The organism is Pontibacter aquaedesilientis, assembly GCF_014773225.1.
Lineage (GTDB): Bacteria > Bacteroidota > Bacteroidia > Cytophagales > Hymenobacteraceae > Pontibacter > Pontibacter aquaedesilientis.
Genome location: NZ_JACXAJ010000010.1, coordinates 14081 through 35518 on the forward strand (window position 1 = coordinate 14081; position 21438 = coordinate 35518).

The following is a 21438-nucleotide window of genomic DNA, read 5'->3' on the forward strand; positions in this document are numbered from 1 at the left end:
CACAGCAACTAGCCAGGTATAGCAACCAAAAAAGCCCCACTCTTTCGAGCGGGGCTTTTCTATTTTTGGCAACTATTACAGCAACTAGGCGTTCTGCTTCTGCTGCAAACGAATCAGGTTAAGCGCTGAACCAGCCTTGAACCATTCGATCTGACCTTCGTTGTAGGTATGGTTTACCATGAAGGCGTCCTGAGAACCGTCCTTGTGCGTCAATACCACTTTCAGTGGCTGACCTGGCGTAAAGTTCTCCAGACCCAGGATATCGATTGAGTCGTTTTCCTCGATCAGGTCGTAATCTGCTTTGTTAGCGAATGTAAGACCCAGCATACCCTGCTTCTTCAGGTTGGTTTCGTGGATACGCGCGAATGACTTCACGATAACGGCACGAACACCCAAGTGGCGCGGCTCCATAGCTGCGTGCTCACGTGATGAACCTTCACCGTAGTTCTCGTCGCCTACAACCACAGTACCGATGCCAGCAGCTTTGTAAGTACGGGCAGTTGCAGGCACCGTGTCGTAACCACGCGTCATATCGTTGTATACCTTGTTGGACTCTCCGTTGAAGGCGTTGATTGCGCCGATTAGCATGTTGTTGGAGATATTATCCAGGTGACCACGGTACTTCAACCACGGACCAGCCATCGAGATATGGTCAGTCGTACACTTGCCTTGCGCTTTGATCAGAAGTCTCAGACCTTTCAGGTCGGTGCCCTCCCATGGCTTAAAGCCTTCGAGTAACTGCAGACGATCAGACTTCGGATCAACTACAACCTCTACGCTGCTACCATCTTCAGCTGGCGCTACATAGCCAGCGTCTTCTACGGCGAAACCTTGCGTTGGCAATTCGATACCTTTAGGCTCGTCCAGCATTACTTCTTGTCCGTCTGAGTTAACCAGCTTGTCAACCAATGGGTTGAAAGTCAGGTCACCGGCGATGGCAAAGGCCGTTACGATCTCAGGAGAAGCCACGAACGCGTGCGTGTTCGGGTTACCGTCGTTACGCTTGGCGAAGTTACGGTTGAAGGATGTGATGATAGAGTTACGGCGGGTAGGGTCGTCGGTGTGACGCGCCCACTGGCCGATGCATGGTCCGCAGGCATTTGCCAGTACCACACCGCCCATCTGAGCGAAGGTATCCAACAAACCGTCTCGGGCTGTGGTATAGCGTACCATTTCAGAACCCGGTGTGATGGTAAATTCAGCCTGGGCTACCAGTTTTTTAGATACCGCCTGCTCTGCAATAGAAGCAGCGCGGGTCAGGTCTTCATAAGATGAGTTCGTGCAAGATCCGATCAGACCAACTTCCAGTTTAGCAGGCCAGTTGTGCTCTTTTACCACAGCGGCGAACTGAGAGATTGGCCAGGCAGCGTCCGGCGTGAACGGGCCGTTTACGTGCGGCTCCAGTGTAGAAAGGTCGATCTCGATCAGCTGATCGTAGAAAGCAGCCGGGTCAGCGTATACTTCGTTGTCGGCACGAAGGTGCTCGGCCACCTCGTCAGCCAGTTCTACCACTTCGTCGCGGTTTGTGGCGCGCAGGTACTCACGCATGCTGTTGTCATAAGAGAACACTGAAGTAGTGGCTCCAATCTCAGCACCCATGTTACAGATCGTGCCTTTACCGGTACAAGACATAGACTCAGCGCCTTCGCCGAAGTATTCCACGATCGCACCAGTACCACCTTTTACAGTCAGGATACCAGCCACTTTCAGGATCACGTCTTTCGGTGAAGTCCAGCCATTCAGTTTGCCTGTCAGCTTCACGCCGATCACTTTCGGGAATTTAAGCTCCCACGGCATACCTGCCATCACGTCAACGGCATCTGCACCGCCAACACCGATCGCGATCATACCTAAACCACCCGCGTTTGGGGTGTGGGAGTCTGTACCGATCATCATACCGCCCGGGAAAGCGTAGTTTTCAAGCACTACCTGGTGGATGATGCCCGCACCTGGCTTCCAGAAGCCGATGCCATATTTATTTGAAACCGAGGCAAGGAAATCGTATACCTCTTTGTTTTCGTCGTAAGCGTCCTGCAAGTCCTGATCAGCGCCGATGCGTGCCTGTATCAAGTGGTCGCAATGCACGGTAGAAGGGACAGCCGCCTGTGGCTTGCCGGCCTGCATGAATTGAAGCAAGGCCATCTGCGCGGTTGCGTCCTGCATCGCTACCCTGTCCGGAGCGAAATCTACGTAAGACTGACCACGTTCGTGTGCCCCTGTCGCCGGACCTTCGTAAAGGTGTGCGTACAGTATTTTCTCTGTCAGGGTAAGCGGTCTGCCTACTTTCGTACGGGCAGCATTCACACGCTCGGCCATCCCGGCATAAACTGCCTTGATCATTCCTAAATCAAATGCCATAGTTTTGCTATTGTTAATTTTTTTAATGCTTCCTTGTGAAGTCTACAAATGTACGAAATATGAGTGTTTAAGCACAACATTAGGCCGTATGAATATTAGATTTCCACAACCTTTGCGGCTATTGCTCCCAAGTTTCGCATTTCACAAATCCTTCTTGTAATTTTGGGGTATGAGACATACTTGTTTTAATACCCCGATAAAGCTGATTTTGTTGTTGGCCTTGTCCCTGACGCAGCTCCTAAGCTCCTGTGGCTCTACCACATCACACGATAACGAAGGCAATACCATCAAGCCCGGCCCATGGCGAGTAGTCTTGCAGGCGCAAGGGCAAGAGATTCCCTTCATCATGGAGGCAGAGACTAGGGGCGACAGCACCGTGCTATACCTCGTGAATGCCGATGAGCGCATTCTGGTAAATGAAATAAAGGAAGAAGGCGACTCGCTTAAAATTAGGCTGCATATTTTTGATGCCGACCTGATCGCAAAAGTGGATGGCGACAAGATGGCCGGCCGCTTCACCCGCAACGACCTGAGCAAGCGCTACTCAGTGCCCTTCACGGCAGAGCACGGCAAGACCAACCGTTTCAAAGAGAACCCGGCAGCCCCTAGCTATGACTTTAGCGGCAAGTGGGAAGTGACTTTCACCAAAAAAGACGGCAAAAGCTACCCGGCCATCGGCGTGTTTGAGCAAAAGGACAACCATGTGACGGGCACTTTCATTACGCAGACAGGTGATTACCGCTACCTGGAAGGACAGGTAGAGGGAAATCAACTCAAACTGTCTACTTTCGACGGTAACCACGATTACCTGTTTACTGCTACGCCAAGTGACGAGCAATCGTTGAAGGGCGAGTACTTTGCAGGTCTCTACGACTACGAAACCTGGACCGCCAAACGTAACGAAAACGCACAACTGGCCAATGCCAACGAGCTGACTTACCTAAAGCCTGGGTATGAGTCGCTGTCGTTCACGTTCCCGGATGTGAATGGCAAGCAAGTATCGCTGAGTGATGACAAATACAAAGGCAAAGTGGTGCTGGTACAGCTGCTCGGTTCCTGGTGTCCGAACTGTATGGACGAAACGAAGTATCTGGCCCCATACTATGCCAAAAACAAAGACCGCGGTTTGGAGATCATCGGACTAGGTTTTGAGCGCACCAAAGGCTACGAGCATGCCGTGCCTCGACTAAATAAAATGAAAGAGCGCTTCGACATTGAGTACGACTTGCTATACGCCGGACCGGCTGACAAAGAAGCTGCAGCACAGGCGCTTCCTGCTCTTAACCACGTGCTCTCCTTCCCTACTACCATCTTCATTGACCGTCAGGGCAAAGTGCGCAAAATCCACACCGGCTTCTCAGGCCCGGGCACTGGCAAATACTACGAGGAATGGGTAACGGACTTTAACAAAACCATGGACGAGCTGCTGGCGGAGAAGTAATCGTTATTCGTTGATTGTTGTTCGTTGATCGGGCAGGTATAGCCAAGGCCGCTACAGTTAAAGTAGCGGCCTTGGCTGTTTTATAGAGGCTTCCGCAACCGCACAATCCGGAAGGTACCGCCAAAAGCAGCCGACTCATTCAACTCCACCTGCAGCGAGGTATGGCTGACGATATTTCCGATGCTGCGGTTGACATCCGAAAAAAGCGTGCTGGCGACCTGGTTGAAAAGGCGGCGGAGCAAAGACGGCTTCTGCCCGTCCGGCAAGAACTTGTCGAAAACCATAACAGCACCGCCCGGTTTTAAAACCCGCTCCACTTCCTGTATACAGGCAACCGGGTCAGGTATAACCGCGATGATCAGATGCAGGATTACAGCGTCGAAAATACTGTCGGCGTAGGTGAGTTGCTGGCCATCCATGACATGGGCGTCGACAGGTATACCCAGCTTTTCGGCCCGTGCTTTCAGCTTGGTAATCATACCGGGTGTGATGTCGTTGGCGGTGATGCAGGTATAGCCTTTTAGGTATGGCAGGTCCAGGCCAGTGCCGGCTCCAACAAGGAAAATACGATCATCGGGTTTGGCTTGCAGTAGTTGGACGGAGCGCTTTCGGTGCCTCCGGAAGACACGGTCAGCAATAAGGTCGTAAACCGGCAGGTATACCGTATAGCGCAGCCGGTTCCAGGTGTTGGTGTTGAGACTCATTTTTTCATAGGTTCTTTTGCATGCCTAAAATTACCTACGTTGTGCGGATCCGGATTTACAGATTTTGGGGGGAAGTTTACAGATATTTCTGTTTGGCTATGTATTAGGTATAGCAGGTATAGACGCGTGCTTGCAGCATCAAAGAAGCGTAAGAGAAAATGTTATCTCGAATGCTAATGAGATAGCTGGATCTATTCCTGAAGTTTCCATCAGTTCATATTCCTCCTTTCGTCGAAATGACATAAGAATTGTGAAACGGGTCCGCCTTAACCAGTCAAGCATAGCTGATAACTCAGCTCTCGCACACTTAGGAGGCTAAAACAATTCAGCAATCAACAATTTAACAATTCTATTTCTCCCTTTCGATGGTATAAGCAATCAGCTGCTCCAGGGAGGTACGGGAAGGGGATGCCGGGAAGGTATGGAGAATAGCCAGCGCCTCGGCATGGTAGCGGTTCATGGCCTCAATGGTGTAGTGTATACCTCCAGAAGTTTTAACGTAGTCGATCACCTGCTGCACACGCTTGCTGTCGCCATTGTTGTTCTTCACATTGTAGATCACCCGGCGGCGGGTCATCCAGTCGGCTTCGCGCAAGGCATGGATCAGCGGCAAAGTCATCTTTTTCTCTTTGATGTCTATACCTACCGGTTTGCCGATCTCAGCAGTGCCATAGTCAAACAGGTCGTCTTTGATCTGGAAGGCAATACCTACTTTTTCACCGAACAGACGCGCTTTTTCGATGTCCTCTTTAGAGGCTCCGGCCGAGGCAGCTCCCACTGCGCAGCAAGAGGCAATTAAAGACGCGGTTTTTTGACGAATGATGTCGAAATACACAGACTCATCGATATCCAGGCGACGGGCTTTCTCAATCTGAAGCAACTCCCCTTCGCTCATCTCCTTCACAGCATTCGACACGATTTTGAGCAACTCATAATCGTCGTTTTGTAATGAGAGCAGCAGGCCTTTGGAGAGCAGGTAGTCACCCACCAACACGGCAATCTTGTTTTTCCAGAGGGCATTCACGGAGAAGAAACCGCGGCGATAGTTCGCGTCATCCACCACGTCGTCGTGCACGAGGGTGGCCGTGTGCAGCAGTTCGATGAGGGCTGCGCCGCGGTAGGTAGCATCGCCAATGGCATCGCCCCGGAAGAGCTTGGCCATGAAGAACACGAACATCGGCCGCATCTGCTTGCCCTTACGCTTCACGATGTAGCTCATGATCTTGTCGAGCAGCAGCACTTTAGACTTCATCGAAGTCCTGAACTTTTTCTCGAACAGCTCCATCTCCTGCGCGATGGGCGCTTGTATTTCCTTTAGGCTAATGCTCATGTGTTATTCCGCAATATTACTATCTGCAGGAGTGGTTTCCAAACATGAACTCCAAATCGGCGTTTAAATACTTCAATCGGAAGGCACTGCAGCATACCTGACAAACCGTGCAAGCCGACACGTGTTTGCCGCTTGCCAAAATTAACTATATTGCCTTCTGATAACACAGCACAACACCATGGCAGAGACACTGAAAGTAGACTTCGTTGTATACCCGGAGCATGAGCGGCCCTTCACCGCCGACGCCACCTATACCCAGGACGGAACCCAAAAGCCAGTCGTGATCTATACCCACGGTTTCAAGGGGTTCAAGGACTGGGGACATTTCAATCTGCTGGCGCAGTATTTCGGCGAGCGGGGCTTTGTGTTCATCAAGTTCAACTTCTCCCACAACGGTACCTCTGTCGACAACTATGCCGATGTGCACGACATGGAGGCTTTCGGGCGCAACAACTTCAGCATAGAACTAGAGGACCTCAAGTCGCTGATCGATTTGGTGCACGACCAAGATGGTCCGCTGCCTTTGAGCGAGATGGACCTTGGCCGCATTTACCTGATTGGCCACAGCCGCGGAGGCGGGTCCGTGATACTGAAAGCCGCCGAAGACCCGCGTGTGAAAGCCGTAGCCACCTGGGCTGCCGTGAACGACTTTGACCAGCGTTGGGACGAGTTGGAGCAGCAGCAGTGGAAGAAAGAAGGAGTGCAGTGGGTAACGAATTTCCGCACCGGCCAGCGCATGCCGCTTTATTATCAAATTGTCGAGGACTACCTGGAGAATGTCGAGCGGCTGGATATACCGAAAGTAATCAAAAAAATGAAGCAGCCCCTGCTCATCCTGCACGGCGAGGAAGACGAAACGCTACCCGTACAAATGGCGCTCGACCTGCACACCTGGAAACCAGACGCCGAGCTGCACTTGCTTCCCGGCGCCGATCATTCTTTCGGAGGGCAGCATCCTTATGAGAAAGAAGAACTTCCGGAAGCTGCCCAAACTGCCGCTGATCTGAGCATTGCCTTTTTCGGGAAACATGCCTAAAGTATACCTGCTGCTGGGCGGGAACCTGGGTGACCGCAACAGCTACCTGTCACAGGCACGCGACCGCATTGCTGCCCAGGTGGGTCCCATTGTGCGCAGCTCTGCCTTGTACGAAACGGCTGCCTGGGGCAACACCGACCAACCCGCTTTCCTAAACCAGGTGGTGGAGGTATGGGCGGAGCACACCCCTGAATACATCCTGTTCCTGATCAATCAGATAGAGCAGGAACTCGGCCGTGTGCGCCAGGAGCATTGGGGTGCCCGCGTCATCGACATCGACATCTTGTTTTACGATGACCTCGCCTTTCAGACCCCGCGCCTGACCATCCCCCACCCCCGGTTGCACCTGCGCCGCTTCACATTACTGCCATTGGCTGAGATTGCGCCAGAAATGACACATCCGGTACTAGGCAAGAGTATAGTGACGCTGTTGGAGAATTGCCCGGATGAGTTGGAGGTACGGCCTTTTACGCCTGTTACATAAGTTCAGCAGACACTCACCAGCTTATTGCTTCAGCTTAGGCACCCTGAAAAAGAAAAACGTATTTATATAACACGACTACCGTCGCCGTGTATCTTTCATGAAAGACCTTTTCGCCATTATAAAAACAGAAAGCGCAAGCCTAGTACGGGGTTTCCTAACTATTTTCCTGTTGGCGCTGCCGTTCACTTTTATACCTGCCCTCTTCAGGAATGGCTTTTCTATGCATGTTATTGGGCAACGCCTGCCGGGGTCTTTGCTCTATTCGGCCATATTGGCAACTGGCGTGATTCTGATAGCGCTTCTGAATAATTACAATAAGCTACAGCAAAAGAAACGCATCTTCGACCTTCCCGCCTTTACAGAACTGGGCTTTGAGGGAGCTGTGGAAGGGTATAACGCCATCATCAAGGAGCTCTCCACTTACCTGATCGGCAAAGTGGGCAACTACTCTTTCAGGGTCGACATCATCCATCCCAAGCAAAAGAACATCACAGTCGAGATTGCCCCCATGATCTATATTGGCCAAAACCAGGCACTTCTGAATCGGCTGGTGCAGGAACTCCACTTACAGGATAATCTATACCTGGCCCGGATACTTTACCTCTCGGAAGCGCAACTTTATGAGCGGGATACTGTCCGGAAAGAGCTAGCCAGGCTCTCAGACGAGCTTAGCAGGATGGGAGTAACGCCCCTAGAGGCGGTCACCGAAGTATAGCAGCTCCCGCTATACCTGCCTGATGCTCCCATTGTCTATTATCTCCGGTAAATAAACTATGTCCTGAATACCAGGCTCTTCGTAGTATACCTATGAAAAAGCTCCCGCTACTAACCCTTCTCCTAACTCTCCCTTATCTGTTGGTCTCCTGCAACTCAGGTGAGCAAGAACATACCAAAATCACACCCGCTATACCTGAGCCAGGCCAGGATGCCGTCCGGCAACTTTGCTTTCTGCAGGTAACAAAAGGTAGCCCAGCCACCATCGCCGGAGAGGCCATCGATTCGCTGCTCATCCGCCTGACCATACAGGGAGATTCCGTAACAGGCATACTGCATTGGCTGCCTTCCCAAAAAGACACCATGAAAGGCACGCTGGCAGGTACATTACAGGACAGTATTCTGACAGCAACCTATACCTACATGGCCGAAGGCGTAACGGCAAAAGAGGAGCGAATTTTCAAAATAGAGGCTGACACCATCTGGATGAAAACCGGTGAACTGGAAGAAAAGAGTGGCCTATGGGTACTCAAAAACAAAGAGTTTGCTCCCTATACCCAGGCTATACCCCGAATAGCCTGTCCATAAAAAAGCCCTTCCTGATTTCACATCAGAAAGGGCTTTTCGTATCAGGTATGGCTTATGCCTACTCTGCTGAGCTTACTTCCGCTGTACGCTCGATTTTCTTCACAAGTCCCTGCAACACCTTGCCTGGTCCGCACTCCACAAAATGCGTGGCACCGTCTGCTACCATCTGCTGCACCGACTGTGTCCAGCGAACCGGCGCGGTCAGCTGTTTTACCAGGTTTTGCTTGATTTCTTCCGGATCGGTGTGCGGCAGCGCGTCTACGTTCTGGTAGATCGGGCATATACCCTGGCTAAAAGTAGTCTCATAGATCGCCTTGGCCAGTTCCTCTTCGGCTGGCTTCATGAGCGGCGAGTGGAACGCCCCACCAACCGGCAAAGGCAGTGCACGCTTGGCGCCGGCTTCCTTCATTTTCTCACAAGCGATCTCTATCCCTTTGTTGGAGCCTGAAATCACCAGCTGACCCGGGCAGTTATAGTTGGCAGCAACCACCACTTCGCCTTCCACTGCGGCGCATACCTCCTCTACTTTCGCGTCTTCCAGGCCCAGAATAGCAGCCATAGTAGACGGGTTGGCTTCGCAGGCAGCCTGCATGGCAAGCGCACGCTTCGATACCAAACGCAGACCATCCTCAAAGCTCAGCACCTTGCTGGCTACCAGCGCAGAGAATTCGCCCAGTGAGTGACCTGCCACCATATCCGGCTGGAAATCTTTGGCAACAGCTGCCTGCGCCACGGAGTGCAGGAAAATAGCCGGCTGTGTCACTTTGGTCTGCTTTAGCTCCTCGTCAGTACCGTTGAACATGATCTCGGTAATGTTGAAACCAAGTATCTCGTTCGCCTTGTCGAACAGCTGGCGAGCCGCTTCGTGCTGCTCATACAAGTCCTTGCCCATACCTACAAACTGCGACCCCTGTCCCGGGAAAACGTATGCCTTCTTCATGCTAATGTATATTGTTGATAGTTGATTGCTGGTTGTTGCTTGTTATTGTTGAATGGTTGATTGGTAAATGGTTTAATTGTTAAACTGATAAATGGCTGTCTGTGTCTACAGTAAGCCCTAGTTATACCTTACTTAGGCGGTACTGCAGATAACCAATGTTTACCATGGTATATACAAATCTGCACGTAGACTTGGCTCGGAAGTATATAAAATCACACAACAGCAATTGCCGTAGTTCAAGCCAAAGCCCCACCAACAATTTAACAATAAAGCAATTTAACCATTTAACAATTTAATACGCCACAAACCTGGCCCTCTCTTCGGGGCTGGGCAGCAGGCAGGCTTCGTTGCGGCCTGCTATGCGGTAGCGGTGCTTCGCCACGAAGCGATACACAAAATCGCGGAAAGATAAGGGAATAAACCTGAAATAGTAAAGCGCCGACCACGGAAAAATGAGATGGCGGGCAATTCGGAGAGCGGCTTCGGACTCGGTATAGAGCCGACCGTTTTCGAAGAAAAGAATGGAGTCGGGCATAGGATTGGGCACTTGCGCCGGTGACACAAGCTGCTCCACCAAACCCGATTGCAGGGCGGCAAAGCGTAGGTTCTGCCTTTTGTTATACCTGAGCACAAGCTGAATGCTGGCCTGGCAAAAGCCGCAGGTGCCATCATAAAACACGATGGGCAAACCCTGCAGCCGCTCCAGTTCCTCCTTTGTCATTAGCGTACGATCTCCACCCAGCCTTTGTAGGTGTTTCTTTCCTGTGCTGGATCTACGGTAATAAATTCAACTTCAGCTTCGTAATAGTACACCCCGTCCGTCAAACGTTTGCCGTCATTGTCAGTGCCTGGCCAGTTAATGTAGGGGTCCTGGCTGCTTTCGTATACTTTCACACCCCAGCGGTTGAACACCTTGAAATTGGTAGAGCGAATGAACGCCGCCCTTCTGTCTGGCCTGAAGACGTCATTCTTGCCATCGCCGTTCGGGGTGATAATGTTAGGCAGCAGGAAGAAGATACAATTGTCTTTGCACACCTCATTGCTCGGTTCACTTTCCTCCCCAGACAAACTGGTGGCTGTCACATAGTAGCAGCCGGCGAAAGACTCCAGCCCGGTATGGGTGTAAGTAGTCTCTTTGGTGGTGGCTATTCTCTGGTACTCCTCCTGCCCTGGCCCTCTGAAATACACCGAGTAAAAATCAATTTCGTCGGTACAGTCGCCTGTGATTTGTGGTACCCAGGTCAGCACGTTCTGGTAGGGTGGTTGCGTTGGGTTGGCAAAAAAGGCTTCACAGTTGAGCGCATCAATGCTGAGCTGAGGCGGACAGACGATACGTGGAATATTGACGCATACCTGCTGGCTGAAGTTCTGCAAAGGCTCCGGCAGGCCATCTATCTGGTAAGAGCCTTGCGTCCGGACTACGTAGCAATAGGTTTTACCGCGTTCTAGTGGGGCACTGGCGCTGCCACGGTCGGTAAACGTGCCACTGGTCGCTGTGGCCGACACGCTGCCAATTTCAACCAGGTTAGCACCTTCTACACGGTATACCTGGTGCTGGAGCACTTCATTTCGCCAGGGTACATTGTACGTCCAGTTCAGGGCGACAGAAAGGTTATTCTGCGTACTGGTTGGCACTGCGGTAAGTCGCACGCTCGAAGCAGAGGTACTGTCACGCAGCATGTTTGGCGCTGTGCCCCCTGGGGTTCTGGTGCTGTAGAACTCGAGTTTATAACGGTATGCATTCGCTTCGGTGTTCAGTCCGGAGTTCACAAACACGGTGTCTGACAGTCTGCGGGAAGTGAACACCTGCTGGTAGGTCCCTCCCGGCTCCTGTCCCACCTTACGGAACAGCCTGTACTCAAACGGAGGATTCAGTCTTTCTATACCCGGTCCCGGTTGTGTCCAGCGAACGGTGATCTGCCCGTTGGTTACGTCGGTGCGGTCCACGGTTACGTTGGTGATGTACGGAATATCGCGCTCCAGCACCACACAAGCCTCCATCGAGGCGATGCTTTTGCCACCTGCAGGGAGCGGGAACTCGGCATAAATGATATAGCAATATTCTGCCCCGGCAGCGAGCCCCTGTCCGTTGTTATCATCAAAGTATTCCGTTTGGTCTTTGCTCACTTCAGCGATCAGCACATAGCCTGTACTGGCGGGCACGCCCGTTTCGCAAGGGCCCGGCACAAAGCCGGAAGGCCCTTCTCGCCTGTAAATGCGTATGGTCGAGGCATTCTGGCAGGTATAGCGGTCCCAGGTCAGGCGCACGTTGCGGTCTTCGGCATTTGCCATCAGATTCTGAGGGGGCGGCCCCACCACCGTAATGCGGTAGGGTTGCAAGTCGGCCAGCTGTCTGGACGGCGGCGGCGGATTGTCTTCAGCCCGGAATATCAGCTGGTATGGCCTGGCCTGCACATTTTCGCAGGTAGTGTTCCACACCAGACGGCCTGCAGCGCGACCAGGCTGATTCTGGGTGATCGTAAAAGTGGCCGGAGGCAGAATGCCGCCTGTGCCCGGCACGGTCAGGGTAATCGGGTGGTTATCCGGATCGGTGGCCGTGATGGTCGTGGTCAAGGTGGTGCCGGCCACAATACAGGTGTCGCGCGGAACCAGCACCGGTGGCCGGTTACGGGCATCTACAACGAGTATTTGCATGTCGCGCACTACTTTGCTTATCAGTACGGCCCCGGCGGCTGTCACACGCCATTCTTCTACGACAAAGGCCACATTGTATTCACCGAGCCGGCAGGGTGCATCCCACGTTAACTGGCCTGTAACAGGATCCAGGGTGAAGGTAGAAGCCCCGGTATTGGTGGCGTTCCGGCAATTGTCAACGGTATGCGGATCGCGGTAACCGGGCACATTGGTGATCACGCCGGATGGGTTTCGGTACTGCGGCTGGATCAGCTTAAAAGAAAGACTGTCACCGTCGGCGTCAATAGCGCCCGGGTTGTGCACCCATCTTTCCCCTGCCGTTGCCTCGTCTATCGGGGCCACCGTCAGTACCGGGGTGCTGTTAAGTCCACGGAGTGGGTTGATGGAGATGGTGGTGGAGATAGAGAAGGAAAGCTGGTCGGTAGGTGCTGCCATGTTCAGGATTCCCCCGTTCCGGTTCTCCCCCACCCACGTCACAATGTAGGTGCCCGCATTGGCATAGGTATACTCCCACTGAAATACCTCCCGGTCCACATCTGGCTTCACGGGGGTCACGGACTGCCGCTCTACCCGCACGGTAGTGCCGTCTCCCATCGAAATCAACACGAAGGGGTCGTCGGCAGGAGAGCTGGTCTTTGTGTAAATGACCATGGTGAAGGTGAACTTGCGGGGGTTCGGGTTTGGTGCGTTATCCCGACGGGCGGTGATGTCACCCGCCCGGATATGAGTTGCCTGAGCCTCGTAAGCAAATCCTAACAACAATACAAATACCAACAGCACGAAGCGGCCAGGCAAGCAATACCTCAAGCGTAAACTATTTGGCATAAGCGTAGGGTTAGATTTGGCGCTGAACAAAGGTAAAATGAAAACTGATATTTTACCTTTTTATTGTCAACAAATGAAAGATAAGTGGGTTAATTGTATATGGTTTTCAGTCCTACGCATTGCAATTTAGATTGATTCAAAATATGCTATTTAAATTGTTTTATAAGGGGTCTGCTTGTACCTTTGAGCATTAAAAAGCTTTATTATTTAACCTTCTAACAAATACAGATGAATTGGTTTACTAAAACGTTTTCCAGTACAATCGGCCGTAAGATCATCATGTCTATAACGGGTCTTTTTCTGTGCTCCTTTCTGGTAGTCCACCTGATAGGAAACCTGACGCTATTCAAGGGTGACGATGGTGTGACTTTTAACCTCTACTCTCACTTCATGGCGAACAACCCCATTATCCGCACCATGGAAATTGTGCTGGTGCTGGGCTTTGTGTTCCACATTTACGATGCCCTGGTGTTAACGCGCCGCAACAAGACGGCTCGCCCTGTTGGCTATTCAGAAAACCACCCGCAGGAGAATTCTACTTGGTCATCGCGCAACATGGGCCTGCTAGGCACCGTGATCCTTGTTTTCCTGATCATCCACCTTTGGAATTTCTTCGTACCTGCCCGCTTTGGTGGTGTAGCAGGTCTTGAAGGTCTTGATGGTGTAGTGATTGACAATGTAGACTATGACAACCTATACCTGAAGGTGGTGCAATCTTTCCAGATTTGGTGGTATGTTGTTATTTATGTGATTTCTATGGTGGCCCTGGCCTACCACTTAATCCATGGTTTCCAGAGTGCGTTTCAGTCGCTGGGTCTTACGCACAAAAAGTACACGCCGTTCATTAAAACTTTCGGTGTTGTTTTCTCTGTTCTGGTATGCTTTGGCTTTGCCATCATTCCGATCTACTTCTTTTTCGCTGCATAACATAAACTTTCAATAGTTGCTATGATATTAGATTCAAAAATCCCGGAAGGTGCCTTAGCCGAAAAATGGGATAAGCATAAATTCAATGTGAAGCTGGTGAACCCAGCCAACAAGCGTAAATACGACATTATAGTGGTTGGTACTGGCCTTGCCGGTGCTTCTGCTGCTGCCACATTAGGCGAACTGGGCTACAACGTGAAGGCGTTCTGCTTCCAGGATTCTCCTCGCCGCGCACACTCTATCGCGGCACAGGGTGGTATCAACGCCGCCAAAAACTACCAGAACGACGGTGACTCGATCTTCCGTCTGTTCTACGACACCATCAAAGGTGGTGACTACCGTGCACGTGAGGCAAACGTTTACCGTCTGGCACAGGTGTCTGTAGACATCATTGACCAATGCGTGGCGCAGGGTGTTCCTTTCGCACGTGAGTATGGCGGACTGCTGGCCAACCGTTCGTTCGGTGGTGCGCAGGTATCGCGTACGTTCTACGCCCGTGGCCAAACGGGACAGCAGCTGTTGCTGGGTGCTTACTCTGCCCTGAACCGTCAGATCGCTTACGGTAAAGTGAAGATGTTCCCGCGCACCGAAATGCTGGACTTAGTAATGGTGGACGGCAAAGCCCGTGGTATTGTAGTGCGCAACCTGATCACAGGTAAAGTGGAGTCGCACAGTGCACACGCCGTGGTGCTGGCAACAGGTGGTTACGGCAACGTGTTCTTCCTCTCTACCAACGCCATGGGCTCTAACGCCACGGCAGCCTGGAGAGCGCACAAGAAAGGTGCTCTGTTCGCAAACCCTTGCTTCACGCAGATTCACCCAACCTGTATACCTGTTTCCGGAGAATACCAGTCTAAGCTGACGCTGATGTCTGAGTCGCTGCGTAACGACGGCCGTGTTTGGGTACCTAAAACGGTTGAGATCGCTCAGCGCCTGCGCAAAGGAGAAATCTCAGTAAACGATATCAAAGAAGAAGACCGCGACTACTATCTGGAGCGCAAATACCCTGCCTTCGGTAACCTCGTACCACGCGACGTGGCATCACGCAACGCCAAACTGATGTGTGACGAAGGACGTGGCGTAGGTGCTTCCGGCCTTGCTGTATACCTTGACTTCGCTGACGCGATCAAGCGTGAAGGGCAGCCTGCTATCGCTGCCAAGTATGGTAACCTGTTTGAGATGTATGCCAAGATCACAGACGAGAACCCATACGAAAAACCAATGCGTATCTACCCTGCCGTGCATTATACTATGGGTGGTCTTTGGGTAGATTACAACCTGATGACCAACATCCCGGGCCTGTATGCCACTGGCGAGTGTAACTTCTCTGACCATGGCGCAAACCGCCTGGGTGCTTCGGCCCTGATGCAGGGTCTGGCCGATGGATACTTTGTTATACCTTACACCATTGGTGACTACCTGGCGCAAACACCTTACGATAAGGTGAGCACTGATCACCCTGCCTTTAAAGAGGCGGAGCAGAACGTAAAAGCCACCACCGACCGTCTTCTTTCTATTAAAGGAAACCGCACGGTGGATGATTTCCACAAGGCACTTGGCTTGCTTATGTGGGACTACTGCGGTATGGCCCGTAACGCGGAAGGACTTCAGTTTGCCAAGCAGGAAATCCGCAAGCTGCGCGATGAATTCTGGCAGGACGTGAAGGTAACGGGTGTGAACGAAGAGCTGAACCAGACACTGGAGAAGGCACACCGCGTAGCTGACTTCCTGGAGTTGGGTGAGCTTATGGTAGACGATGCGCTGCACCGCAACGAGTCTTGCGGCGGTCACTTCCGTGAGGAGTACCAAACGCCTGAGAACGAGGCCCTGCGCGACGACGAGAACTTTGCCTATGTGGCAGCTTGGGAGTATGCCGGCACTAGCGGTAACCCGATCTTGCACAAGGAAGAACTGAAGTTCGAAAACGTGAAGCTAACGCAGCGTAGCTACAAGTAATGATTAATTAATAATTAGGAATGAGTAATGGGTCTGCCAACAGACAATTAAAAGTTCTTAATTCATAATTCTTAATTCGTAATTAATAAAGAAATGGCTGGAAGTAATCCAAATGCTAAACCAATGGACCTCACATTGAAGATTTGGCGCCAAAAAGATAAAAACTCAGCAGGACAGCTGGTAACTTACCCACTGAACGGTATATCCCCGGATATGTCGTTCCTGGAAATGCTGGACGTGCTCAATGAAGAGTTGCTGGTAAAAGGCGAAGAGCCGGTTGCCTTCGATCATGACTGTCGTGAAGGCATTTGCGGTATGTGTAGCCTGTTCATCAATGGCCGTGCACACGGTCCGGAGCGTGGCACTACTACATGCCAGCTACACATGCGCCACTTCAACCATGGCGACACCATCACGATCGAGCCTTGGAGAGCAGCTGCTTTCCCGGTATACAAAGACCTCGTGGTTGACCGTTCTGCCTTTGACCGAATTCAGCAAGCCGGTGGTTACGTGTCTGTGAACACAGGCGGTGTACCAGACGCAAACGAGATTGCTATACCTAAAACAATCGCTGACAAAGCGTTTGACGCAGCTACCTGTATCGGTTGCGGCGCCTGCGTAGCGGCTTGTAAGAACGCCTCTGCCATGCTGTTTGTGAGCGCGAAGGTATCGCAGCTGGCCATGTTGCCACAAGGCAAGGTGGAGCGCAAAACACGTGTGGAGAACATGGTTGCCCAAATGGATATCGAAGGCTTTGGTGCCTGCTCTAACACAGGAGCCTGTGCTGCTGAGTGCCCGGTAGGTATATCCCTGGACAACATCGCCATGATGAACCGTGAGTATCTGGGTGCTAAAGCAAGTTCTGAGAACGTAGCCTAAGCACTCCAACATTATTTTAAAAAGGCGAGGCAGGCATACTGTTCTCGCCTTTTTTGTTTTATTTAGAGAGCATATCGTAAATAGCAGTTCTTCTTTTAAACCGAAGACCATACAACCTGTTTAAGGTAAAACACCCCATACTGCATGATCACCATAATAACCGGCACAAACAGACCTGCATCTAACTCCAGGGCAGTCGCCAATCTTTATGCCAGGCTTCTTGAGCAGCGCAACACGGCATACCAAATACTCGACCTAGCCGATTTACCTGCTGATTTTACCTCTTCGGCATTGTATGACAACATTGGCACCAATGAAACTTTCAACAAACTGAGCAGCATGATCGGTGAGTCTAACAAGTTCGTGTTTATCGTGCCGGAGTACAACGGCTCCTTTCCGGGCGTGCTCAAGGCTTTTATAGATGGGCTTGCATACCCAAACACCTTCCAGAACAAAAAGGCCGCCCTGGTAGGCCTATCGTCTGGTGTGCAGGGCAGCGGCCTTGCCATGAGCCACCTCACTGATATTTTCAATTATCTGGGTATGCATGTGCTGGCATTAAAACCACGACTGGCCCAAATCGATAAAAACTTCGACGGCACCACTATTACAAATGAGCTATACCTGGAACTGCTGAATCAGCAAATCGATCAGTTCCTGCATTTCTAAGAAAGAAGACTAGTCAGAGTTTAAAAAGGCAATTCTAAGGTATAGGAACACCATCCGGCAACGCTACTGAGACACTGAAAGGCGACAGCTTATAAGACCTATACCCTGCCATGTTTGCTCCTATTTGAGATAGCCGTAGGCAAGTCCTTGCATAAAAAAAGAGCCTGCAATTGCTTGCAGGCTCTTTTCATTATTTAGAAACCAATAGTACTAATCAACATTATCGTGCAGGAAACGATTGTCGCCTAGTATTTCGTTGTCATCATTCAAATTGAAACGAGAGATGTTGCGCTCAGAGGAGTGCACTACATTATCGAGTGCGACGTTACGGCGCAAATATGCCGGCACATCCAGTTTCTCCTTGATAGCCTCTGTCGTGATCTCGCTGCTCAGCATTCTGAGGCGGGCACGTCTTTCTTCAGCTCTACGCTGCATTAACTCACGCTCCTCTGTCAGGCGCTTTGCTTCCTTCGTAGCTAAATCCTCCTGGTGCGAAGCGGTGTAAGCGGCATTGCTGTTGTTGTCTTGGGAGGAGAAACCATCCAGCTCAAAAACCACACGTTGCGGCTGCTGCGGATACTGCTGTTGCTGCTGCTGTTGCTGCGGAGCAGGAGCTTGCGGCTGCTGAGGCGCAGGTGCCTGTGGTTGCTCAACAATTGGTCTGCGAACCTCAAACTGAGGGGCAGCTTGCTGAGGAGCGGTCGCTACAGGTGCTATTACAGGCTTCGCCACAAAATTCACAACCTCAGCCGCTTCCGGCATTGCTGGCTCTGCTACTTCAATTTTTTTTTGGCTCTCCAGGTCAAAAACTGTTTTTTTAGGCTCGATGATCGTATCGGCATCACTCGCAAAACCTGTCGCGATAACAGTTACCCGGATGCTCTGTCCCAGTGAAGAATCGATCCCGTGACCGAAAATAACTTCGGCTTCCTGACCGGCTTTGTCCTGGATGTATTCCGTGATCTCAGTCAGTTCGTCCATTTCAAGCTCAGCCTGCTCACCAGACATGATAGAAAGGAGGATCTTCTGAGCACCGTGGATGTCAGTGTTATTAAGCAAAGGAGAAGAAAGCGCTTCTTCAGCGGCACGAAGGGCACGGCCCTCCCCTTCTGTAGTTGCAGAACCCATCACTGCAGCTCCAGAGTCTTTCATCACAGTCTTCACGTCTTCAAAGTCGACGTTCACCTCGGCTGTAACGGTGATAATTTCAGCAATTGATTTAGCAGCTGTCGTCAATACGTTGTCAGCTTTTGCAAAAGCCTCACGGATGGTCAGGTTACCGAACATCTCACGCAGCTTATCATTGAGGATCACCAGGATTGTGTCGCAGTTCTCGCTCAGCTCCTTGATACCGTTTTCGGCAGCAAGTTTCTTTTTCTTGCCTTCGAACACGAAAGGGGCCGTTACGATTCCTACTGTCAGGATACCCAGTTCTTTGGCAACCTTGGCAATTACCGGGGCTGCACCAGTACCGGTACCGCCACCCATACCTGCCGTGATAAACACCATCTTGGTATCGTTGCTCAGTAACTCACGGATCTCTTCCTTGCTTTCGAGGGCAGCATGTTTGCCTTTTTCAGGGTTGGCGCCAGCACCAAGTCCTTCTGTCAGGTTCAAGCCTATTTGTAGTCTATTAGGAACACTGCTGCTCTTCAAAGCCTGCATATCTGTATTACAGATCACGAACTCCACATCCTTGATGCCTTGGCTATACATGTGGTTTACCGCATTGCTGCCTCCACCTCCGACGCCAATCACCTTAATGATAGACTTACCGCTTGCCGGCAAGTCAAAACTGTACATTGAAGTCATGCTAAAATCTCCTGCTATTATGGGTTTCTAATAATTTTGCTTCTCAATTAATCGATATCGTCAGACAAAAAGCCCTTGATCTTCTGGAACAGGCCAATGCCGTTTCCATCTTTGCTGACAGTCTTCGTAGCTTCCGGCTTTGAGAACTCCTTCTGCTGCGGTATTTCCACAAAGTTTCCGGTGCGCTGATCCAGCGACTGGTAACCGGCCAGCACCAGGCCTACGCCAGTTGCGTGCATTGGGCTCTTCACTGCGTCGATCTTCGACTTGCCCAAATGCTCGTTCGGGTACCCGATACGGGTATCCATACCTGTAATGTATTCTACCAGCTGTACCAAATTCTGCAATTGCGCACCACCACCAGTAATCACGATGCCGGCAGCCAGGTTGTTGGCGTATCCAGAACGAACAATTTCTGCGTAGATCAGTTCCACAATCTCCTCCATTCTTGCCTCGATGATGTAAGCAAGATTTTTCAGGGAAATCTCTTTCGGCGTACGGTCACGTAAGCCTGGAATCGAAACGATCTCATTTTCAGAGGCTTCGTCGGCAATCGCTTTCCCAAACTTAACTTTCAGCTGCTCTGCCTGGTTTTGCATCACCATGCAGCCCTGTTTGATATCAGAGGTGATGATATTGCCGCCGAAAGGCAAAACTGCCGTATGCCGGATGATATTGTCCTTGAAAATGGCCAGATCCGTTGTACCGCCTCCGATGTCCACCAGCGCAACGCCGGCTTCTTTCTCTTCGTCACTCAGCACAGACATGCACGAGGCCAGCGGTTCCAGGATCAGATTATCAATCTCCAGTCCGGCACGCGAGATGCATTTGTTGATGTTATTGATGGCATTAGACTGAGCGGTGATAATATGAAAGTTGCCCTCCAGACGCACGCCCGACATACCAACCGGGTCTACTATACCTTCCTCGTAGTCTACTTTGTATTCCTGCGGCATCACATGAATGATCTCGCTTCCCGGAGGGGTCACCAGACGGTACATGTCATTTGTCAGGCGATTCACATCATCAACCGTTATTTCGTGGTCCGTTACCTGCCGTGTGATGCTACCGTTATGTTGCAGGCTTTTAATGTGCTGCCCGGCAATCCCCACGTTTACTACCCCGATGTTGATACCTGATTGCTCCTCAGCCTGACGGATCGCTTTCTTTATCGCCTCTACGGTTTTGTCGATGTTGCTGACAATACCGCGCACTACACCTTCCGAAATGGCTTTGCCCATCCCCAGGATTTCCAGCTTTCCATACTCATTCTTCCGACCAACAAGTGCGCAAACTTTGGTTGTGCCGATGTCCAAGCCTACTACTATTTTGTCGTTCTGCATATACTGTATATGTTATTCACAAATAATCTGATCTTCGTACTCCACGTTCACTCTTTTATATTTGTCCCATCCCATCACGGGCAGCACCTCTTTATAAAAGACCATTAACTTTTTGAATTTTTCTTCCGCTTGCTCCGGCTTTCCAAATTCAATGGTATGCTCCCCAACCTGTGGCAAGAAATAAACTTTGCCCTTCCCATCGATATGCATTTGGGCTAACTGGGCTTTCCAAAACTCATCAGTCTCAATGAACTGCAGTAAGGAAATATAAGCCTGGCCTGTAGAGTCCTGGAAGAAATCCCTGCCGAACGGTCGGTTGGCCATGGTCTTCGTAATAGGTATTACACGAGCGGTGTATCTCTCTGAGAGGGGCAGCATGTTACCATCTGCGTCAATGTAGACATCCTGATCTGGTCGTATAATTCTAGCTATAGGCCTGTTTTGTTTAATGCTTACCTGTATATTCCCATCCAATCCTCTGAACACTTCTGCCTCCTTCACAAAACTATGCGCTTCAATGCGCTTTTCAAGGTTTTTCAGATCGATTTGCTGGTTGGGCAATCCTTCTAATTTACGCTCTCCTTCACGGGTCAAAAGGTCTCTTACTTCTTCATCCCCAATAAAGTAATTGTTGTACTCATTATCAATATTTATTGACACTTTTTCACACTTTTTTTCATTTTGGCGTGAAGATGCAAATCCTGCCAGAGCAGTGATAGAGACAATGCTACAACCTGCAAAAATTAAAGATTTTATTTTACTATTCAAGCCCATGGC

18 protein-coding genes are annotated in these 21438 nt (G+C 50.9%); 9 read left to right on the forward strand and 9 right to left on the reverse strand.

What is annotated here, in order from left to right:
- Positions 1 to 84: 84 nt before the first annotated feature.
- Positions 85 to 2358, reverse strand: coding sequence for an aconitate hydratase (locus tag H9Q13_RS15910; RefSeq protein WP_191184804.1), 2274 nt, complete (start codon positions 2356 to 2358; stop codon positions 85 to 87).
- Positions 2359 to 2527: 169 nt separating this feature from the next.
- On the opposite strand from H9Q13_RS15910, the gene H9Q13_RS15915 reads away from it, so the two are divergent.
- Positions 2528 to 3799 carry a peroxiredoxin family protein gene (locus tag H9Q13_RS15915; RefSeq protein ID WP_191184805.1) on the forward strand — a complete coding sequence of 424 codons (1272 nt, stop codon included), beginning with the start codon at positions 2528 to 2530 and terminating at the stop codon, positions 3797 to 3799.
- 80 nt (positions 3800 to 3879) lie between these two features.
- Here H9Q13_RS15915 and H9Q13_RS15920 read toward each other — a convergent pair whose 3' ends face one another.
- Both H9Q13_RS15920 and H9Q13_RS15925 read right to left on the reverse strand, forming a co-directional pair.
- Positions 3880 to 4503 (reverse strand): class I SAM-dependent methyltransferase, encoded by a 624-nt coding sequence (locus H9Q13_RS15920; RefSeq protein WP_191184806.1) that lies wholly within the window; start codon positions 4501 to 4503, stop codon positions 3880 to 3882.
- A 349-nt stretch (positions 4504 to 4852) separates the two neighbouring features.
- Positions 4853 to 5833, reverse strand: a complete 981-nt coding sequence (locus H9Q13_RS15925) for a polyprenyl synthetase family protein (RefSeq protein WP_191184807.1) — start codon at positions 5831 to 5833, stop codon at positions 4853 to 4855.
- A 178-nt stretch (positions 5834 to 6011) separates the two neighbouring features.
- On the opposite strand from H9Q13_RS15925, the gene H9Q13_RS15930 reads away from it, so the two are divergent.
- The 4 genes from H9Q13_RS15930 (at position 6012) to H9Q13_RS15945 (ending at position 8655) form a co-directional block, all read left to right on the forward strand.
- A complete protein-coding gene (locus H9Q13_RS15930; RefSeq protein ID WP_191184808.1) occupies positions 6012 to 6869 on the forward strand; it encodes an alpha/beta hydrolase family protein in 858 nt (285 codons plus the stop codon).
- A complete protein-coding gene (gene folK / locus H9Q13_RS15935) occupies positions 6862 to 7353 on the forward strand; it encodes a 2-amino-4-hydroxy-6-hydroxymethyldihydropteridine diphosphokinase (RefSeq protein ID WP_191184809.1) in 492 nt (163 codons plus the stop codon). Before H9Q13_RS15930 ends, folK begins: the two co-directional genes overlap by 8 nt.
- A gap of 97 nt (positions 7354 to 7450) precedes the next feature.
- Positions 7451 to 8068 carry a hypothetical protein gene (locus H9Q13_RS15940; protein ID WP_191184810.1) on the forward strand — a complete coding sequence of 206 codons (618 nt, stop codon included), beginning with the start codon at positions 7451 to 7453 and terminating at the stop codon, positions 8066 to 8068.
- A gap of 92 nt (positions 8069 to 8160) precedes the next feature.
- The gene (locus H9Q13_RS15945) at positions 8161 to 8655 is read left to right on the forward strand and encodes a hypothetical protein (protein WP_191184811.1); all 495 of its coding nucleotides are present in this window, start codon (positions 8161 to 8163) and stop codon (positions 8653 to 8655) included.
- A 58-nt stretch (positions 8656 to 8713) separates the two neighbouring features.
- Here the strand turns inward: H9Q13_RS15945 and fabD are convergent, their stop codons facing one another.
- The 3 genes from fabD to H9Q13_RS15960 form a co-directional block, all read right to left on the reverse strand.
- Positions 8714 to 9595, reverse strand: a complete 882-nt coding sequence (gene fabD, locus H9Q13_RS15950) for an ACP S-malonyltransferase (protein ID WP_191184812.1) — start codon at positions 9593 to 9595, stop codon at positions 8714 to 8716.
- Between the two features lie 292 nt (positions 9596 to 9887).
- On the reverse strand, positions 9888 to 10316 hold the full coding sequence (locus H9Q13_RS15955; RefSeq protein ID WP_191184813.1) for a thiol-disulfide oxidoreductase DCC family protein: 429 nt from the start codon (positions 10314 to 10316) through the stop codon (positions 9888 to 9890).
- Positions 10316 to 13075: a T9SS type B sorting domain-containing protein gene (locus tag H9Q13_RS15960; RefSeq protein ID WP_224744335.1), complete on the reverse strand. Its 2760-nt coding sequence runs from the start codon at positions 13073 to 13075 to the stop codon at positions 10316 to 10318. The genes H9Q13_RS15955 and H9Q13_RS15960 overlap by 1 nt, the downstream gene beginning before the upstream one ends.
- A 228-nt stretch (positions 13076 to 13303) precedes the next feature.
- On the opposite strand from H9Q13_RS15960, the gene H9Q13_RS15965 reads away from it, so the two are divergent.
- From H9Q13_RS15965 to H9Q13_RS15980, 4 genes are all read left to right on the forward strand, one after another.
- Positions 13304 to 14002, forward strand: a complete 699-nt coding sequence (locus H9Q13_RS15965) for a succinate dehydrogenase cytochrome b subunit (protein ID WP_191184814.1) — start codon at positions 13304 to 13306, stop codon at positions 14000 to 14002.
- Positions 14003 to 14023: 21 nt separating this feature from the next.
- Entirely contained in the window at positions 14024 to 15958 is a 1935-nt protein-coding gene (locus H9Q13_RS15970; protein ID WP_191184815.1) for a fumarate reductase/succinate dehydrogenase flavoprotein subunit, read from the forward strand.
- A 123-nt stretch (positions 15959 to 16081) separates the two neighbouring features.
- A complete protein-coding gene (locus H9Q13_RS15975; RefSeq protein ID WP_191184816.1) occupies positions 16082 to 16837 on the forward strand; it encodes a succinate dehydrogenase/fumarate reductase iron-sulfur subunit in 756 nt (251 codons plus the stop codon).
- 144 nt (positions 16838 to 16981) lie between these two features.
- Entirely contained in the window at positions 16982 to 17506 is a 525-nt protein-coding gene (locus tag H9Q13_RS15980; protein WP_191184817.1) for an NADPH-dependent FMN reductase, read from the forward strand.
- 210 nt (positions 17507 to 17716) lie between these two features.
- On the opposite strand, the gene ftsZ is transcribed toward H9Q13_RS15980, so the two are convergent.
- Genes ftsZ through H9Q13_RS15995 form a run of 3 tightly spaced genes read right to left on the reverse strand, consistent with a single transcriptional unit; the run spans position 17717 to position 21435 of the window.
- Positions 17717 to 19318 (reverse strand): cell division protein FtsZ, encoded by a 1602-nt coding sequence (gene ftsZ / locus H9Q13_RS15985; RefSeq protein WP_191184818.1) that lies wholly within the window; start codon positions 19316 to 19318, stop codon positions 17717 to 17719.
- A 47-nt stretch (positions 19319 to 19365) separates the two neighbouring features.
- A complete protein-coding gene (gene ftsA / locus H9Q13_RS15990) occupies positions 19366 to 20661 on the reverse strand; it encodes a cell division protein FtsA (RefSeq protein WP_191184819.1) in 1296 nt (431 codons plus the stop codon).
- 12 nt (positions 20662 to 20673) lie between these two features.
- Positions 20674 to 21435 carry a cell division protein FtsQ/DivIB gene (locus H9Q13_RS15995; RefSeq protein WP_191184820.1) on the reverse strand — a complete coding sequence of 254 codons (762 nt, stop codon included), beginning with the start codon at positions 21433 to 21435 and terminating at the stop codon, positions 20674 to 20676.
- Between the last annotated feature and the right edge of the window lie 3 nt (positions 21436 to 21438).

Excerpts from the sequence above, each read along its gene's own strand:
- fabD (WP_191184812.1), bottom strand. The coding sequence starts at position 9,595 with ATGAAGAAGGCATACGTTTTCCCGGGACAGGGGTCGCAGTTTGTAGGT.
- H9Q13_RS15915 (WP_191184805.1), top strand. The coding sequence starts at position 2,528 with ATGAGACATACTTGTTTTAATACCCCGATAAAGCTGATTTTGTTGTTG.
- H9Q13_RS15940 (WP_191184810.1), top strand. The coding sequence starts at position 7,451 with ATGAAAGACCTTTTCGCCATTATAAAAACAGAAAGCGCAAGCCTAGTA.
- H9Q13_RS15920 (WP_191184806.1), bottom strand. The coding sequence starts at position 4,503 with ATGAGTCTCAACACCAACACCTGGAACCGGCTGCGCTATACGGTATAC.
- H9Q13_RS15960 (WP_224744335.1), bottom strand. The coding sequence starts at position 13,075 with ATGCCAAATAGTTTACGCTTGAGGTATTGCTTGCCTGGCCGCTTCGTG.
- H9Q13_RS15970 (WP_191184815.1), top strand. The coding sequence starts at position 14,024 with ATGATATTAGATTCAAAAATCCCGGAAGGTGCCTTAGCCGAAAAATGG.
- H9Q13_RS15980 (WP_191184817.1), top strand. The coding sequence starts at position 16,982 with ATGATCACCATAATAACCGGCACAAACAGACCTGCATCTAACTCCAGG.
- H9Q13_RS15965 (WP_191184814.1), top strand. The coding sequence starts at position 13,304 with ATGAATTGGTTTACTAAAACGTTTTCCAGTACAATCGGCCGTAAGATC.
- H9Q13_RS15910 (WP_191184804.1), bottom strand. The coding sequence starts at position 2,358 with ATGGCATTTGATTTAGGAATGATCAAGGCAGTTTATGCCGGGATGGCC.
- H9Q13_RS15930 (WP_191184808.1), top strand. The coding sequence starts at position 6,012 with ATGGCAGAGACACTGAAAGTAGACTTCGTTGTATACCCGGAGCATGAG.
- H9Q13_RS15955 (WP_191184813.1), bottom strand. The coding sequence starts at position 10,316 with ATGACAAAGGAGGAACTGGAGCGGCTGCAGGGTTTGCCCATCGTGTTT.
- H9Q13_RS15995 (WP_191184820.1), bottom strand. The coding sequence starts at position 21,435 with ATGGGCTTGAATAGTAAAATAAAATCTTTAATTTTTGCAGGTTGTAGC.
- ftsZ (WP_191184818.1), bottom strand. The coding sequence starts at position 19,318 with ATGACTTCAATGTACAGTTTTGACTTGCCGGCAAGCGGTAAGTCTATC.
- H9Q13_RS15975 (WP_191184816.1), top strand. The coding sequence starts at position 16,082 with ATGGACCTCACATTGAAGATTTGGCGCCAAAAAGATAAAAACTCAGCA.
- ftsA (WP_191184819.1), bottom strand. The coding sequence starts at position 20,661 with ATGCAGAACGACAAAATAGTAGTAGGCTTGGACATCGGCACAACCAAA.
- H9Q13_RS15945 (WP_191184811.1), top strand. The coding sequence starts at position 8,161 with ATGAAAAAGCTCCCGCTACTAACCCTTCTCCTAACTCTCCCTTATCTG.
- folK (WP_191184809.1), top strand. The coding sequence starts at position 6,862 with ATGCCTAAAGTATACCTGCTGCTGGGCGGGAACCTGGGTGACCGCAAC.
- H9Q13_RS15925 (WP_191184807.1), bottom strand. The coding sequence starts at position 5,833 with ATGAGCATTAGCCTAAAGGAAATACAAGCGCCCATCGCGCAGGAGATG.